General features: G+C 65.1%; 14 protein-coding genes. 8 read left to right on the forward strand and 6 right to left on the reverse strand.

Annotation, left to right across the window (positions count from 1 at the left end; translation table 11 throughout):
* Positions 1–150 precede the first annotated feature (150 nt).
* Positions 151–1,059, reverse strand: a complete 909-nt coding sequence (locus RMR04_RS29895; protein WP_311912132.1) for a LysR substrate-binding domain-containing protein — start codon at positions 1,057–1,059, stop codon at positions 151–153.
* A 379-nt stretch (positions 1,060–1,438) separates the two neighbouring features.
* Here RMR04_RS29895 and RMR04_RS29900 point away from each other — a divergent pair, with 379 nt between their 5' ends.
* The 4 genes from RMR04_RS29900 to RMR04_RS29915 all read left to right on the forward strand — a co-directional run bounded on the left by RMR04_RS29900 (position 1,439) and on the right by RMR04_RS29915 (position 5,310).
* Positions 1,439–2,494 (forward strand): TRAP transporter substrate-binding protein, encoded by a 1,056-nt coding sequence (locus RMR04_RS29900; RefSeq protein ID WP_311912133.1) that lies wholly within the window; start codon positions 1,439–1,441, stop codon positions 2,492–2,494.
* Positions 2,491–4,374 (forward strand): TRAP transporter large permease, encoded by a 1,884-nt coding sequence (locus RMR04_RS29905; protein WP_410492170.1) that lies wholly within the window; start codon positions 2,491–2,493, stop codon positions 4,372–4,374. The genes RMR04_RS29900 and RMR04_RS29905 overlap by 4 nt, the downstream gene beginning before the upstream one ends.
* Before the next feature lie 79 nt (positions 4,375–4,453).
* Entirely contained in the window at positions 4,454–4,804 is a 351-nt protein-coding gene (locus RMR04_RS29910; protein WP_311912134.1) for an antitoxin Xre/MbcA/ParS toxin-binding domain-containing protein, read from the forward strand.
* Positions 4,805–4,806: 2 nt separating this feature from the next.
* Complete coding sequence (locus RMR04_RS29915; RefSeq protein ID WP_311912135.1) at positions 4,807–5,310, forward strand: RES family NAD+ phosphorylase; 504 nt, start codon at positions 4,807–4,809, stop codon at positions 5,308–5,310.
* A 48-nt stretch (positions 5,311–5,358) separates the two neighbouring features.
* Here RMR04_RS29915 and RMR04_RS29920 read toward each other — a convergent pair whose 3' ends face one another.
* Positions 5,359–6,390, reverse strand: a complete 1,032-nt coding sequence (locus RMR04_RS29920; protein ID WP_311912136.1) for a 2'-deoxycytidine 5'-triphosphate deaminase — start codon at positions 6,388–6,390, stop codon at positions 5,359–5,361.
* A 337-nt stretch (positions 6,391–6,727) separates the two neighbouring features.
* Between RMR04_RS29920 and apaG the strand changes: the two genes are divergently transcribed.
* The 3 genes from apaG (at position 6,728) to RMR04_RS29935 (ending at position 9,530) form a co-directional block, all read left to right on the forward strand.
* Positions 6,728–7,120 carry a Co2+/Mg2+ efflux protein ApaG gene (gene apaG / locus RMR04_RS29925; protein WP_310155749.1) on the forward strand — a complete coding sequence of 131 codons (393 nt, stop codon included), beginning with the start codon at positions 6,728–6,730 and terminating at the stop codon, positions 7,118–7,120.
* A gap of 44 nt (positions 7,121–7,164) precedes the next feature.
* A complete protein-coding gene (argE, locus tag RMR04_RS29930) occupies positions 7,165–8,295 on the forward strand; it encodes an acetylornithine deacetylase (protein WP_311915989.1) in 1,131 nt (376 codons plus the stop codon).
* Positions 8,296–8,606: 311 nt separating this feature from the next.
* Positions 8,607–9,530 carry an IS5 family transposase gene (locus tag RMR04_RS29935; protein WP_311909523.1) on the forward strand — a complete coding sequence of 308 codons (924 nt, stop codon included), beginning with the start codon at positions 8,607–8,609 and terminating at the stop codon, positions 9,528–9,530.
* Positions 9,531–9,783: 253 nt separating this feature from the next.
* On the opposite strand, the gene RMR04_RS29940 is transcribed toward RMR04_RS29935, so the two are convergent.
* From RMR04_RS29940 to RMR04_RS29950, 3 genes are read right to left on the reverse strand one after another with little or no spacing between them, the layout of a single operon-like run.
* Positions 9,784–10,791, reverse strand: a complete 1,008-nt coding sequence (locus RMR04_RS29940) for an Hsp33 family molecular chaperone (protein WP_311912137.1) — start codon at positions 10,789–10,791, stop codon at positions 9,784–9,786.
* Positions 10,791–11,738: an ornithine carbamoyltransferase gene (gene argF / locus RMR04_RS29945; protein WP_311912138.1), complete on the reverse strand. Its 948-nt coding sequence runs from the start codon at positions 11,736–11,738 to the stop codon at positions 10,791–10,793. The genes RMR04_RS29940 and argF overlap by 1 nt, the downstream gene beginning before the upstream one ends.
* A 31-nt stretch (positions 11,739–11,769) precedes the next feature.
* Positions 11,770–12,993 carry an aspartate aminotransferase family protein gene (locus tag RMR04_RS29950; protein ID WP_311912139.1) on the reverse strand — a complete coding sequence of 408 codons (1,224 nt, stop codon included), beginning with the start codon at positions 12,991–12,993 and terminating at the stop codon, positions 11,770–11,772.
* Positions 12,994–13,543: 550 nt separating this feature from the next.
* Between RMR04_RS29950 and RMR04_RS29955 the strand changes: the two genes are divergently transcribed.
* A complete protein-coding gene (locus RMR04_RS29955; RefSeq protein ID WP_311915990.1) occupies positions 13,544–14,098 on the forward strand; it encodes a GcrA family cell cycle regulator in 555 nt (184 codons plus the stop codon).
* A 145-nt stretch (positions 14,099–14,243) separates the two neighbouring features.
* On the opposite strand, the gene RMR04_RS29960 is transcribed toward RMR04_RS29955, so the two are convergent.
* Positions 14,244–15,149 (reverse strand): hydrogen peroxide-inducible genes activator, encoded by a 906-nt coding sequence (locus RMR04_RS29960; protein WP_311912140.1) that lies wholly within the window; start codon positions 15,147–15,149, stop codon positions 14,244–14,246.
* Positions 15,150–15,338 lie beyond the last annotated feature (189 nt).

Here is a 15,338-nt window from a genome sequence, read left to right on the forward strand (position 1 = left end):
GCGACATCCTCTTTGGTCATTGCGTTTCCCTGTCGAGCGGCGGGTTGTCGCAACCAGAGGTCAATATGCCCCGCCTTGCTACGACCAGAAGGTTAGGGAGCGGCCGGCATCGGGGCAATTCAGATTATCTGCGCCAACGATGTAGAACGGCTAAACTGTCGCGGCCTCAGTGTGCTGCACCTGCGAACGATCCCGCTCGACCCGGAGCCAGTCCAGGAAGGTGCGGGTCTTGCGGTGCCGCAGATGATTGTGCGGGCAGACGATCCATTGCGTCGCGACCATGACCTCGGGGGCGTCGCGGACCGGGCGGATCAGGGTGCCGTCGGCAAGCTCGCGCCAGGCGAGCAATTCGCTTTCGAGCGCGATGCCCATGCCGCTGGCGGCAGCGTCGATCGCCATATGGCTGCGGTCGAAGAGGACACGATGCCAGCGTCGCCCCGGCTCGACCCCGGCCTCGGCAAACCAGCGCGGCCATTGCATCTGCGATTTGACGGAGTGGATCAGGCGCTGCTCGGGCAGATCCGCGGCTTTGAGGCTGGCTGGCGGCAGCAGCGATGGCGAGCAGAGCGGGAAGAAGCGCTCCCGTCCGAGCCCCTCGATGAACAGGCCGGGCCAGACGCCTTCGCCATGCCTGATCTCGATATCGACGTTTTCCTTGCTGAAATCAGTCGGTTCATTGGTGCCGTCGAGCCGCAATTCGATATCTGGATTGGCATCCACGAAGCTGTGGAGGCGCGGCAGGAGCCATTTGCTGGAGACGCTGGGCGCGGCCCGCACCGTCAGGGTCGTGGCCGAGCGGATGCCGCGCACATGCTGCGTCACATCGGCGATATGCTCGATCTCGCGCCCGACCATCTGGAAATAGCGCTCGCCGGCCTCGGTCAGCGTGATGTTGCGGCCGACCTTCAGTGTCAACGCCGTTCCCAGATGCAGCTCCAGCGCCTGGATCTGCTGGCTGACGGCAGAGGGCGTGACGCGGAGCTCCTCGGCGGCGCGCGAGACGCTGCCGGCGCGCGCCACCGCATGGAAGACGATGATCGAGCGGAACGGAATCTGCATCGCGAACCTTTAAGGTCAGCTAAAAGGACGCGAAATATAACTCAATTGTGCGCAGTGGCCAGCAATCTAGGCTGACGCTGCTGGAGACGGCCGCAAGGTCGGCGCCAGAAGGGAAAGCCTCCGTTCAGAGAGGCGTCAGGAACGCTGGATACCGGCGCAAAAACCGGACCGCCCAAGGAAGAGGACCGCTCGAACAGCCCCCGGCCATAGCCGAATACGCGCATGTCCCGCCGCGGGATGGCGCCGGCGCCGCCATGCGCGCCGCCTGGCGCGACCGGCGCTCAGCCGAGACGCGGGTTTCAGACCAGGCGCAGCCAGACTCGAACAGGATACCGACGCGCATCAGCGACGTTGGAGACAAAATTCAGGAGGACCGTCCATGCCAGATCATCACAAGCCTTCATCCGCGCCCGCATCGTCGCAGCGCGTGACGCTGTCCCGGCGCAGCCTCCTTGCTGGTGCAGCCGCCATCCCGCTCGTCGTCATTCGCACCGGGCCGGCGCGCGCTGCCGAATTCGAGTACAAGCTCGCGACCGGACAATCTCTGACCCAGCCGATCAACACCCGGCTCGGCGAGGCTGCGCTGCGCATCAAGGAGGCGAGCGGCGGCCGGATGGAGATCCGTTTCTTCCCCGCCTCGCAGCTCGGCTCCGATACCGATCTGCTGACGCAGATCAGGAGCGGCGGCGTCGATTTTCTCAACATTGCCGGCTCGGTGCTCTCCACCGTCGCACCGCTTGCGGGCATCGCCAATGTCGGCTTCGCTTTCGCCGATTACGGCCAGGTCTGGAAGGCGATGGATGGCGATCTCGGCAAGCTGATCGCCACGCAGATCGAGAAGACCGGCGCGCTCGTCGTCGCCAAACCGGCCGACAACACCTTCCGGCAGATCACCTCCTCGGCCAAGCCGATCAAGACGCCGGCAGACCTCGCCGGCTACCGTATCCGCGTGCCGGTCTCGCCGATCTTCACCTCGCTGTTCAAATCCCTCGGCGCCAGCCCGACCTCGATCAACTTCAACGAGCTCTACACGGCGCTGCAGACCCGCCTCGTCGACGGCCAGGAAAACGGGCTCGTCACCATCGAGGCCGGCAAGATCTACGAGGTCCAGAAATACGTTTCCGAGACCAACCATATCTGGGATCCGTTCTTCATCCTCGGTAATCGACGCTCGATGAGCGCCCTGCCCGATGATCTGAAGGCGATCGTCAAGCGCGAACTCGACCGCGCCGCGCTGGAGCAGCGCGACGACACGACCAAGCTCAACACCACGCTGAAGGACCAGCTCATCGCCAAGGGCCTGACCTTCGAGGCCGCCGACAAGGAGGCTTTCCGCAAGGGCCTCAGCGCGGCCGGCTTCTACAAGGAGTGGCGCGGCAAGTTCGGCGAGGATAACTGGAAGGCGCTCGAGGCCGTGGTCGGGGCGCTGGCATGAGCGCGGCGATCGGCGATCCGCATAATATGGTCGCACTCAACCCGGGGCGCAGCTCCGGGTTGATCGGGAGGATCGAGCGCGGCTTGCGCCTGCTCGTCGAAATCCCTGCCGCGGCGGTCGTCGTCGCCGAGGTGGTGATCCTGTTCCTGGGGATTCTCGCCCGCACCTTCCACCAGCCGCTGATCTGGTCGGACGAACTGGCCTCGATCCTGTTCCTCTGGCTCGCCATGCTGGGCAGCACGATTGCCGTCCAGCGCACATCGCATATGCGATTGACCTTCTTCGTCTCGTTCCTCTCGCCGCGCGCCGAGGCCTGGGCGGCAACGCTTGCGGCCGGGGGCGTCGCGATCTTCCTTGCCCTGATCCTGCATCCGACCTGGGAGTATATGGAGGATCAGTCCTTTGTTGAGACGCCCGCACTCGGCTGGCCCGGCACCATCCGCGCCGCCGCCATTCCGGTGGGCTGCCTGATCGCGCTGGTCAGCGTGCTCTTGAGCCTGGCGCGGCATTCATGGCGCGATGTGCTCTCGGTCGCGGCGCTGTATGCGCTGATCGCCGGTGCGCTTTATCTCATCGGCCCCTCGCTGAAGGGGCTCGGCAACTGGAACCTGCTGATCTTCTTCGTCGGGCTGCTCGGCCTTGCCGTCATGGCGGGCGTGCCGATCGCTTTTTCCTTCTGCCTGGCAACGGCAGCCTTCCTGCTGATCACGACGCGGACGCCGCTGCTGGTCGTGGTCGGGCGCATCGATGAGGGCATGAGCTCGCTGATCCTGCTCGCCGTGCCGCTCTTCGTCTTGCTCGGGCAACTGGTCGAGGCGACCGGCATGGCGCGCGTCATGGTCGCGTTTCTCGCCTCAGTGCTCGGCCATGTCCGGGGCGGCATGTCCTATGTCATGCTGGGGGCGATGCTGCTGGTCTCGGGCATTTCAGGCTCGAAGACCGCCGATATGGCGGCGATCGCCCCGGTGCTGTTTCCGGAGATGCGCAAGCGCGGCATGAAGGATGGCGAGCTCGTCTCGCTGCTCGCCGCGTCGGGCGCGATGAGCGAGACGATCCCGCCCTCGATCGTGCTGATCGCGATCGCCTCGGTCACCGGTGTCTCGATCGCGGCGCTGTTCACCGCCGGCATCCTGCCGGCGCTGGTGCTGGCCTTGGTGCTGGCGCTGGTGGCGCGCTATCGCGCCGGAAAAGAGGAGGATGCCAGCATCAAGATCGAGCGTGCGCCGATGTCGCTCGTGGCCAAGACGCTCTGGATCGCGATCCCGGCGCTGATCCTGCCCTTCCTGATCCGCAGCGCGGTGGTCGAGGGCGTCGCGACCGCCACCGAGGTCTCGACCATCGGCATCGCCTACAGCCTCGTGCTCGGGCTCCTGATCTATCGCGGCGGGCTGGTTTGGAAGAACGCCCTGCCGATGCTGGTGCAGACGGCCTCGCTCTCGGGCGCGATCCTGTTCATCGTCGGCGCAGCCAGCGCCATGGCCTGGGCGCTTGCCCAGTCGGGTTTCTCACACGAACTGGCAGCGCGCATGGCAAACGTGCCGGGCGGCGCCAATGGCTTCCTGCTGATCTCGGTGATCGCCTTCATCGTGCTCGGCAGCGTGCTGGAGGGCATTCCGGCGATCGTGCTGTTCGGGCCGCTGCTGTTCCCGATCGCCAAGCAGTTCGGCATCCACGAGGTGCATTACAGCATGGTCGTCATCCTCGCGATGGGGCTCGGGCTGTTCGCGCCGCCCTTCGGGCTTTGCTATTACGCCGCCTGCATCATTGGCGACGTGCCGCCCGATGCCGGCATGCGCCGCATCTGGATCTACCTGGCCTGGCTCTTCCTGGGCCTGCTGCTGATCACCTTCATCCCGTGGATCTCGATCGGGTTTCTGTGATGGACGGGCCGGCGCTCTTGCATTCCGCTTATTCTGACGCAATATAGCGTCAGAATAAGCGGAGCAAGGAGAGAGCATCATGGGTCTTGCTCAGTACGCGGATGACGGCATTTTTGCTCCTCGCAAAATCGCCGACGTTTTCCGCACCACCAGCGAAGAGGTCGCCCGTACCGCTGGTCTCGGCAAGGACGCCGTCCAGCGCCGCGACCGGGTTCAATCGGACCGGACGCAAAGCCGGCTGCGCGAGATGATCGAGGTGATCAACAAAGTTGAGCCGCGCTTTGGCTCAGCGCTGATCGCCTATGCCTGGTATCGTTCGGAACCGCTGTCCGGGTTTTCCGGCCAGACCGCGATGCAGCTTGTGCGCGCGGGTCGTGCCGAAGATGTTCTCGACTATGTCGACGCGGTGGATGCGGGCGTGCACGCCTGACGATGGCGCTCAACTACCAGGGGAAGCTCTATCGCGCGCTCAATCCGCTTTATGCGCGCGAACCGCTATCCGGTCGTGGAGCTGCATTATATGGCGGACGGTTCAATCCAAAGGGCGTGCCGGCGCTTTATACCTCGTTGTCTATTATGACAGCGTTGCGCGAGGCCAACCAAGTCGGGAGCCTCCAACCGACCACGCTCGTTTCCTATGAAGCGGCGATCGAGCAGATCTTCGACACGCGCGATACCCTAGCAATCGCTGCAGAGGGTATCGACGCCGATCTGCTCGCAGCGCCAAGCTGGCGCGACGAGGCGAAGGCGAACGGCAAATCTCGAACGCAGTCCTTCGCGCAGCGATTGATGGCGAAGGGTTATCGCGGGCTTTTGGTCCGCAGCTTCGCTGCCGGGGCCGGAGCGAGTGATCTCAATCTCGTACTCTGGGCCTGGAGCGATGCCCCACCCGCCCGACTTATCCTGATCGACGACGAGGGCAGGCTGTCCAGCTGAGCCCGCTTATTGGCTCCCAACGGGATTCAACACGCGAATCCCAATAGCCTAGAAAAACTGCTTCGCGAGCTTCAGCCCCTGGCCCTGATAGGTCGACTTTATCGACTGCCCATAGAGCTTGTCGGGGCGCTCGATCATGTTCTCGAAGACGATCGTGCCGACCCTCTGGCCATGGTCGAGCATGAACGGAACGTCGTGGCTCCTGATCTCAAGGACGATCTTGCTTTTGCCGGAGGAATCGGTGACCCGGCCGAAGAACGGGTCCAGGAAGCCGGCATAATGCACCCGCACTTCTCCGACCGCAGTGTCATAGGCGACCATCTCGGCCGCCTCGTTCTCGTTGATGACGATGTCTTCAAGCGAGGCCATGATGTAGAATTCGTCCGGGACCAGGACGAGCTCGCGCCGGCCGGGACGGCATTTGATCGGCTCCCAGAAATCGTTCCGATCGTATTCTCCGACCTTTTGCAGGTCGATCAGGCCGGTGGTCTTGCGGGCCCGGTAGGCGATGACCCCGTCGGCGGCGGCGCCCTCCAGATCGATAGAGACGGAGATCGATCGGTTCGCCGGCTGCGCTGCATCAGAAGCGTGGTGACGGAAGCGCAACTGGCTCAGCGTGTCGCCGGCGCGCGCGATGATCGGAAACGAGCGCGGCACGACCTCCGCATAAAGCGGCCCGTCATAGCCCGCCGGGATCTCGTCGAAGGACGTGCCGCCATCGGCGATCAACCGGACGAAGATGTCGAGGCGGCCTGACGAGCTCTTGGGATTGGCCCGGGCGCTCGTATCCGCCCCCAGCGAGACGCGCTCCTGCAGCGGGATGATGTGGACGCAATTGCGCTCGAGCACCTGCGGCTTGGACAGGTCGACCTCATGCGTCGCGAGATCCTTGAGCCTCTCCGAAACCGCTTTGCCCTTGCCCGGCAGGAAGCTGGTCGGGACCCTGAACGCGGTGGCGCCGAGGCGCAGATCGAGGCTCGCAGGCTGGATCAGATCCTCATGAATCTGCGAACTCGCGCGTATGGTCCCGTCCGCGATCGCCGAGCGAATTGTCTGCGAAGGCCAAATTCCGTAATTCATACTCAGATGTCCGATGAAGGGCTTGGCGGAAGCTTACAGTGAAAACGCGGCGTATTCCGCGTTTCCGGCGCGGCCATCCACAGTGCTGTTTGGGTGTCTTGGCTGTTTGGGCGTCTCGACTCGGCAAATCGGCGCTTGAACGCGCCAACTGGGTCCTGGATCGGTATCGCCCGGCATGGCTGCCGGTGGTGCGAGCATCAGCCGGGCATCCGGGCTTGCGCTTGCCTGTCGCGCCGCGTCAGGATTGACGCCGCCGTCGCCCGGTTCATAACAGAGGCCTCGCCCGCCGGCCACGACCGGGCCGCGCGATGCCCGCGCCATCGAGGGAGCCGTCACGATGTATCAAGCGGAGACGCATGGCGTGCGCGTGACCGCCGCGCCGAAGTTCATGGAGGGGGAATCCTCGCATGAGCAGCGCCGCTATTTCTGGGCCTATTCCATCGAGATCGTGAATCTGTCGCTTCAGACCGTGCAATTGATGACCCGGCACTGGTTCATCACCGATGGCCGCGGCGAGGTTCATGAGGTGCGCGGCGACGGCGTCATCGGCCAGCAGCCGGTGCTGCGGCCGGGCGAGAGCTTCAGCTATACCTCCGGCTGCCCGTTGATGACGCCGGACGGCTCGATGAGCGGCTTTTACGCCATGCTCGGCGAGGACGGCGCGATCTTCGATGTGGTCGTGCCGCTCTTTCCGCTCGATTCGCCCTATGTGAAGAAGGTTCTGCATTGACTGCTTCCCCCCAGCCGACCGGGCAACGCTATGCGCCGCTCGACATGCTCGCCCGCCTCGTCGCCTTCGATACGGTCAGCCATAAATCCAATCTCGATCTGATCGCCTTCGTCGAGGACTACCTCGCCGGCTGGGGCGTCGCCTCCATACGCATCCCCAATGCGACCGGGGACAAGGCGGCGCTCTTCGCCACCATCGGTCCGCAGGATCGCGGCGGCGTCCTGCTCTCGGGCCATACCGACGTCGTTCCGGTCGAGGGCCAGGCCTGGAGCCGCGATCCGTTCACGCTGCATGTCGAGGGCGGCCGGGCCTATGGCCGTGGCGCCGTCGACATGAAGGGCTTCATTGCGCTGGCGCTGGCGCTGGTGCCGGATTTCCTCGCCGCCGATCTCAAGACGCCGATCCATCTGTTCTTCTCCTATGACGAGGAGGTCACGTGCCTTGGCGTAGTCGACGGCATCGCGCGGATGGGTAAGGACCTGCCGCGGCCGCGCGCCGTCATCGTCGGCGAGCCGACCTCGCTCGACCTCGCCGACGCGCATAAAGGCATCCGCACCTTCTTCACCACGATCACCGGTGTTGCGGCGCATTCGTCGAAACCGCATCTGGGCGCCAGCGCCGTCCATGCCGGCACGCGTCTGGCGGCCGGGCTGGTGGCGATGGCCGATGAGCGGGAAGGCAGGCTCGACCCGAGCGGCCGCTTCGACCCGCCCTACGACACCGTCCATGTCGGCAAGTTCCATGGCGGCATCGCCCGCAACATCCTGGCCGATCGCTGCGACCTGTCCTGGGAGGTGCGCACCTTGCCGGGCTCGGATCCCGACGATGTGCCGGCGCGCTTCAAAGCCCTCTCGGACGAAGTTCTCGGCCGGATGCGCAAGACTGCGCCCTCGGCGGCCATCGAGACGGTGATGAGCTCGGATGTGCCCGGCCTCGCGCCCGATCCAGGATCGGAAGCCGAGACGCTGGTAATGCGGCTCGCCGGCCGCAACAGCACCATCGCGGTCGCCTATGCCACCGAGGCCGGCCATTTCCAGCGCGCCGGCTTAGCCACCATCGTCTGTGGCCCGGGCTCGATCGACCAGGCCCATCAGCCCGACGAGTTCATCACGTTGGAGCAGTTCGCTGCCGGCGAAGCCTTCATGCGCAGGCTGCTGGCGGAATGCCGGAGGTAATCGGGCGTAGCGCTGAATGAAGAGGCGCGGGGAACCCCTCTCCCGGATGGGAGAGGGGCAGGGGTGAGGGCAGGCCAGACAACCAGATCGCGCAAGCGGCTCCGCATCGCCTCCCATGCTTTCAGGATGAAGCCGGCGCCGCGGCTCAGTCGCGCCCCAACAATCAGCGGCAGGCCCTCATCCCTGCCCTTCTCCCATCCGGATTTCTCTGCGAAAGGGCCCTGGCGTTGAGGTTTGATTGCTGATTCACTTCGCTCGGGTGCGGCGGGGTGATCGGCATGTCGGATCAGATGTCTTTGGCTGAGGCGTTTTTGGACCCACGCCTGGGTGCGAACGCGAAGCTTGCGAAGATCGATGGGCTGATCGCGTGGGATCGGCTGGCGCCCTTGGCCGGCAAGCTGCGCCAGGCTGAGACGGGCAGGCCGCCTTACGCGCCGCTTGCGATGCTCAAGGCGCTCTATCTGCAGGCGCTTTACGATTTGTCGGATCCCGGCCTGGAGGAGGCGCTGCTGGACCGGCTGTCGTTTCGACGTTTCTGCGGGTTTGCGCTCGATGGCGGCACGCCCGACGAGACGACCTTGTGCCGCTTTCGGCTGGCGGCAGCGCAGGCGGGCGTGCTCGAGGCCTGCTTTGCCGAGATCGGCGCGCAGCTCTCGGCCAAGGGTCTGATCCTGAAGAAGGGCACATTGCTCGACGCCACAATCGTTCAGGCGACGCATGCTGCCCCGTCACGCGAAGCCGGGCTGGGCAAGGGCCACCCCCGTGAACCCGGCGCCGACTGGGGCAAGAAGAACGGCAAGGCCCATTTCGGCTACAAGCTGCATGTCGGCGTCGACGAGGGCTCGGGCCTGATCCGCACGGCGCTCGTGACCTCGGCGCGGATACAGGACGTCGAGATGGCCCCAGGGCTCGTCAGCGGCGACGAGGCCGCCGTCTATGCCGATCGCGGCTATGAGAGCAAGGCCCAGCGCGCCGCCCTGAAGGCCTTGGGCATCAAGGACCGGATCATGCATCGCCGGCACAAGCACATCGCTGTCCTGCCGCGCTGGCTGCAGCGCCGCAACGCCCTGATCGCGCGCCGCCGCGCTCCCGTCGAAGCTGTCTTCAGCGCCATGAAGCGCCTCTATGGCAAAGCCCGGACGCGATGCCACTCGTTCGTCGCCAACACCGCAGACCTGATTGCCTTCGCAACCGTCTACAATCTCCGGCGCGCCACCATCATCGCAGGCGGCTGAACCAGGTCGACTGCGAGCTCTCCAAGCCAACCGCTGAAGACCGCCCGTCACAGGCGAACAATCCGCCGTCAAAATATCAGTCCTCAGCCGCGTTTCGCAGAGGAATCCATCCGGGAGAAGGGTTCCCCGCGCTTTGTCGTGAACCCGCGCGCGCTGAAAGTCCCGCCGGCTCATCGCCGCGAGGGTTTCGGGTCTGGCTTTGTGCGTATCCTGAAGCGGACATGCGGAGCCGTTTGACGCTTTGGCCGTCGCCTTACTCCGCCGCCGGCAGCCCAGCCTCGACCTCCGACGCCTCAAAGGTATAGCGCCGCGAGCAGAATTCGCAGGTCACGCCGAGCGTGCCGTCATCGGCGACCATCGCCTTGCGATCCTCGGCTGAAAAGCCGCGCAGCATGCCGAGCACGCGCTCGCGTGAGCAGCGGCAGGCCTCCTGCACCACGACCGGCTCGAAGACGCGCGCACCGCGCTCATGGAACAGGCGGTAGAGCAGGCGCTCGCTCTCCAGCATCGGGTCGAGCAATTCATGGTCCTCGACCGTCTCGACCAGCGAGCGTGCCTCGGCCCAGGAATCGTCGCTGATGCCGTCCGGGTCGGTGCTGCTCAGGATCTCATGGCCTTCAGGCGCATCGCCGGGGTGAAGATCGGCGGCGCGCAGGCGATCGACCGAATGCGGCATGAACTGCACGAGCAATCCGCCGGCGCGCCATTCCCGGCCCGCGCCGGTGACGACGCTGCCGACGCCGAGCCGGATGCGGCTGGGAATCTGCTCCGACTGGCGGAAATACTGATGCGCCGCCTCTTCCAGGCTCTGCCGGTTCAGAGTGACGACGCCCTGATAGCGCGTGGTCTGCGAGCCCTGGTCGACCGTCATGGCGAGATGGCCTTCGCCGAGCAGGTCGCCGGTGCTCAGATTGCCCGAGGCCACGGCCTGCTCCAGCTTGGCCTCGTCGATATGCGCGACGGCGCGGTAGGTGTCGGGCGCGTTGAAATCGACCACCATCATCGAGATCGGCCCGTCGCTCTTGGTCTGGAGCTGGAAGCGGCCCTCGAATTTCAACGCCGTCCCGAGCAGCACGGTCAGCGCCGCCGCCTCGCCGAGCACGCGCGAGACGGCTTCCGGATAATCGTGCCGGCCGAGAATGGTGTCGATCGAGGGGCCGAGCCGCACGACGCGGCCGCGCACGTCGAGATCGGGCACCGTGAACGGCACCACCCGGTCGTCGAGCACGGCGACGCCTGCCCCCGGATCCTCAGCCGCCATCAGGCGGAGACTCCGCCGAAGCACCAGGCCAGGATGCCCTTCTGCGCGTGCAGGCGGTTCTCGGCCTCGTCGAACACAGCCGATTGCGGCCCGTCCATCACCGAATCGGTGACCTCCTCGCCGCGGCTCGCCGGCAGGCAATGCATGAAGATCGCGTCCTTCTCGGCACGGTCGAGCAGGCGGTCGTCGACCTGGTAGGGCCGCAGCAGATTGTGGCGCGTGCCTTCCTCGTCACCCATCGAGACCCAGCAATCGGTGATGACGCAATCGGCGCCCTCGACCGCCGCTTCCGGCCGCGTCGTCAGCTTCACCCTGGCGCCCTGGTCACGCGCCCAATCGAGCAGCGCCGGCGGCGGCGCCAATTCCTCGGGCGTCGCGATGGCCAGCTCGAAATCGAGCCGGCCGGCGGCATGAACCCAGGAGGTCAGGACATTGTTGGTGTCGCCGGTCCAGGCGATGCGCTTGCCCTTGATCGACCCCTTGCGCTCCTCGAAGGTCATGACGTCGGCCATGACCTGGCAGGGATGCTGGCGCTTGGTCAGCCCGTTGATCACCGGCACGGTCGCATATTTCGACATCTCGACCACGGAATCATGATCGAGCATGCGGATCATGATCGCGTCGACATAACGCGAGAGCACGCGGGCCGTATCGGCGATGGTCTCGCGCTCGCCGAGTTCGATCTCCTGGCCGGTCACCATCATCGGCGAACCGCCGAGTTCGCGGATGCCGACATCGAAGGAGACACGGGTGCGCAGGGAGGGCTGCTCGAAGATCATGGCGATGACCTTGCCTTCGAGCAGACGATCTCCGGCTGCATCAGGGGTGCGCCGACGCGCCTTGATCTCTTCGCCGGCGCGCAGGATGGCGCGCAATTCCTTGGTCGAGAAATCGGAGATGTCGAGGAAATGGCGCGTCACGGGCGCTTCCTTCAGGTCTTGGGTCATGGCAAGTCTTGGGTCATGAAAAGAGCGGGGCTTATTCGGCGGCGGGGCGCTTCAGCGTGGCTTCGACGCCGCGCGCGGCCTGGTCGAGCCGCGAGACCGCCTCGGAGACCTCGGCATCGCTGATGATCAAGGGCGGCAACAAGCGCACGACATTGTCGCCGGCGGCGACGACGAGCAGGCCGGCGGCCCGCGCCTCCGCGACGAAATCGGTGTTCGGCGTAATGAGCTTCAGCCCGAGCATCAGCCCCTCCCCGCGAATCTCCTCGATCACGTCGGGATGCTGGTCCTTGAGCTGGGCCAGCGACTGGCGCAGCCGCAGGCTGGTCTGCGCCACCTTTTCGATGAAGCCATCCCCGAGAATGACATCGAGCACGGCGTTGCCGACCGCCATGGCGAGCGGGTTGCCGCCAAACGTGGTGCCGTGCGTGCCGAGCGTCATGCCCGAGGCCGCCTCTTCGGTCGCCAGGCAGGCGCCCATCGGGAAGCCGCCGCCGATACCCTTGGCGATCGACATGATGTCGGGCGCCACACCGGCATGCTCATAGGAGAAGAACTTGCCGGTGCGGCCGACGCCGGTCTGGATCTCGTCGAAGATCAGCATCAGGCCGTGCTCGTCGCAGAGCTCGCGCAGCTGCCGCAGCATGCGCGGCGGCACCGAACGCAGGCCGCCCTCGCCCTGGATCGGCTCGATCATCAAGGCTGCGGTCTCCGGGCCGATCACGGCCTTCAGCGCCTTTTCGTCGTCGAACGGCACCTGGTCGAAGCCGTCGACCTTGGGGCCGAAACCGTCGATGTATTTCTGCTGGCCGCCGGCGGCGATGGTCGCCAGCGTCCGGCCGTGGAAGGCGCCCTCGAAGGTGATGATGCGATAGCGCTCGGGATGACCCTTCGCGGCATGGTACTTCCGCGCCATCTTGATGGCGCACTCATTCGCCTCGGCGCCCGAATTGGTGAAGAAGACGCGCTCCGCGAAGGTCGCCTCGCAGAGCCGGCGCGCCAGCTTCTCGCCATCGGGCATCGTGTAGAGGTTGGAGGTGTGCCAGATCTTGCCCGCCTGCTCGGTCAGGGCCTTGACCAGATGCGGATGGGCGTGGCCGAGCGAGTTGACGGCGATACCGGCGCCAAAATCGAGATAGCGCGTGCCGTCACTGGTGATCGCCCAAGCGCCTTCGCCGCGCTCGAAGGCGACGGGGGCGCGGGCATAGGTCGGCAGCAATACGGACGGGACAGTGGAAGCAGTAACGGCGGATGACATGGAGACGGTCCTCGCGACGGGGCGGATGAGAACGGAAGGGCGCTGAGCTTGAACGACAATCTGGGCGCGAGCCGGCATCTTGCCAGCATCATGCGACCCGACGGCGACGTTATCGTCGCAGCCAGTTCCCGATCTCTCGTCGCGCCGTCATCCGCATCGCAGGAGGACCCTGATCCGTCAAAAACATAAGCGCCGCCCAAAAGGGCGGCCCGACAAGGTTGACTATGCAAAAGCGGCTGGGCGCTGTCAATTGCGCCGCAAGCGGTTTCATGCCGCAACGTAAGCGTTGCCGAATGGATTCACTTGACGGGACATTTGCGAATGGCCTGGGGAAAAGCCGTTTTCTGATTCGCGGACTCTTGTCGCCGAGTCCCGCCATCTTGTATGATCTCGTCAGTCAGATACGACATCTCGTGCGGCGTCCCCTGTATCGTCAGTTCCGGGTGTAACAGCTTCCGTTGAGCAACGGACGCTGCCGGTCATGGATTCCGTCATGAGCCACCCTAGCCTGGGCCCGCGAGGGGCTGGGCGGAGACGATAGGTGAAGCCGATGAACGAAGCCGGAGCATGGACGGAAGAACGCGTCGAGCTTCTCAAGAAGCTCTGGAGCGACGGCCTGAGCGCCAGCCAGATCGCGGGTGAGCTCGGCAGCGTCACGCGCAATGCCGTGATCGGAAAAGTCCACCGTCTCGGCCTGTCCGGCCGGGCCAAGAATCCGGCCGCGGCGAGCACGCCGCGCGCCAGCACGCCGCGCAAGGCGCCGACCCGCTCGCCGAGCCATCCGATGGCTGGCGCCCATCCCGGCATGACGCGTGGCAACAATGCGCTGGCTCCGCAATATGCTGCCGAGGCGGACGCCGAAGCCGAGCAGGAGACGGTTCTCTCCGAGGATGTGGTGGTGCCGTTCTCCGAACGCGTCACCATCATGGACCTGCGCGAATATATGTGCCGCTGGCCGATGGGCGATCCCACGACACCGGAATTCCGCTTCTGCGGCGGCCGTTCGCAGACCGGCATGCCCTATTGCACCTACCACTCGCGCATCGCCTACCAGCCGGCGGCGGATCGCAGGCGCGACCGCAGCAAGATGGCCGGACGGGGCTGAGGCTCAATAGCAAGTCAGGCGCTCGGCTTCTTCCGCTGAGCGCCTCTAGACCATGCTGCTTCTGCGCGGAAACGCGCCGCCATCCCGGATCTGCCCGCTAACGCGGCTTGCCCGGGATGACGGCGCGTTTCCGCGTTTGCGGGCTCTATGACCGAGCGGCCCCGGCCGACAGGCGCACAGCTTCGGAAATCTGCGAAAACTGCTTGGATAGCGGGCTCGTCTTGCGCCAGACCATACCGATCGTGCGCGATGGCTGGGGTGGCTTGAAGCGTGTGATCGAGACCGAGGCCGAGCGCGTCTCGACCGCCACGGCCATTTCCGGGATCAAGGTGATCCCCAGACCCGCATCGACCATCTGCACCAGTGTCGACAGCGAGCTTGCATCCAGCAGGTCGCGCGACTGCACCGCACGCGGGTTCTTGTTGCAGAACGAGAGGGCTTGCTCGCGAAAGCAGTGCCCTTCCTCCAGCAGCAGCAACCGCATTTCGCGGAGAGCTTCGGGATGGGGAGCGGGTTTGCCCTCGTCCTCGCGCGGCCGGACGAGGACGAAGCTTTCCGTGAAGAGGGTGGTTTCGGTCAATGAAGGCTCCGATACCGGCAAGGCGACAATCGCCATGTCGAGCCGGCCTTCATTCAGTTCCTGAACCAGCTTCGGTGTCAGCGTCTCCCTGACATGCAGGTCAAGGCCGTCATAGAGACGGTTCAGCTCGCCGATGAGGCTTGGCAGCAGATAGGGCGCGACCGTCGGTATCACGCCGATGCGCAGCCGCGCGACCAGCCCGCCGCGGGAGCTGCGCGCATAGTCTTCCAGCTCCTCGAGCGAACGCAGGATCTCCTTGCTGCGCAGGGCGATCTCTTCGCCGAAGCTCGTCAAGCGAAGCTGGCGCCTGTCTCTCTCGAAGAGCTCGGCGCCGAGCTCTTCCTCGAAGGCCTTTATCTGCATCGAGAGGGCCGGCTGGGAGATGGCGCAGCTCTCCGCCGCGCGTCCGAAGTGACCGTGGCGTGTCAGCGCCTCGAAATAGCGCAGCTGCTTCAGTGTCAGGTTCGTCATAATCTCAGCTTATCGCTACAATCAGAAAATCGGAATTAATATAATGAAACTCCTTTGCTAAGACGCTCTCAGCGGCGTTCCGCGCGTCCGACCCCCACTCGTCTAACAGGCCACGATATCGGATCGCATGCCTGGGCGCCGATCTGCTTGTCGAGAGAACCGCGCAACCGGCGTAACGTGAACTGGAGA

Origin of the sequence: Bosea sp. 685 (genome assembly GCF_031884435.1) — a bacterium.
GTDB lineage: Bacteria > Pseudomonadota > Alphaproteobacteria > Rhizobiales > Beijerinckiaceae > Allobosea.

Excerpts from the sequence above, each read along its gene's own strand:
- RMR04_RS29895 (WP_311912132.1), bottom strand. The coding sequence starts at position 1,059 with ATGCAGATTCCGTTCCGCTCGATCATCGTCTTCCATGCGGTGGCGCGC.
- RMR04_RS29900 (WP_311912133.1), top strand. The coding sequence starts at position 1,439 with ATGCCAGATCATCACAAGCCTTCATCCGCGCCCGCATCGTCGCAGCGC.
- RMR04_RS29905 (WP_410492170.1), top strand. The coding sequence starts at position 2,491 with ATGAGCGCGGCGATCGGCGATCCGCATAATATGGTCGCACTCAACCCG.
- apaG (WP_310155749.1), top strand. The coding sequence starts at position 6,728 with ATGTATCAAGCGGAGACGCATGGCGTGCGCGTGACCGCCGCGCCGAAG.
- RMR04_RS29950 (WP_311912139.1), bottom strand. The coding sequence starts at position 12,993 with ATGTCATCCGCCGTTACTGCTTCCACTGTCCCGTCCGTATTGCTGCCG.
- RMR04_RS29955 (WP_311915990.1), top strand. The coding sequence starts at position 13,544 with ATGAACGAAGCCGGAGCATGGACGGAAGAACGCGTCGAGCTTCTCAAG.
- RMR04_RS29910 (WP_311912134.1), top strand. The coding sequence starts at position 4,454 with ATGGGTCTTGCTCAGTACGCGGATGACGGCATTTTTGCTCCTCGCAAA.
- RMR04_RS29920 (WP_311912136.1), bottom strand. The coding sequence starts at position 6,390 with ATGAATTACGGAATTTGGCCTTCGCAGACAATTCGCTCGGCGATCGCG.
- RMR04_RS29960 (WP_311912140.1), bottom strand. The coding sequence starts at position 15,149 with ATGACGAACCTGACACTGAAGCAGCTGCGCTATTTCGAGGCGCTGACA.
- argE (WP_311915989.1), top strand. The coding sequence starts at position 7,165 with ATGCTCGCCCGCCTCGTCGCCTTCGATACGGTCAGCCATAAATCCAAT.
- RMR04_RS29915 (WP_311912135.1), top strand. The coding sequence starts at position 4,807 with ATGGCGCTCAACTACCAGGGGAAGCTCTATCGCGCGCTCAATCCGCTT.
- RMR04_RS29940 (WP_311912137.1), bottom strand. The coding sequence starts at position 10,791 with ATGGCGGCTGAGGATCCGGGGGCAGGCGTCGCCGTGCTCGACGACCGG.
- argF (WP_311912138.1), bottom strand. The coding sequence starts at position 11,738 with ATGACCCAAGACCTGAAGGAAGCGCCCGTGACGCGCCATTTCCTCGAC.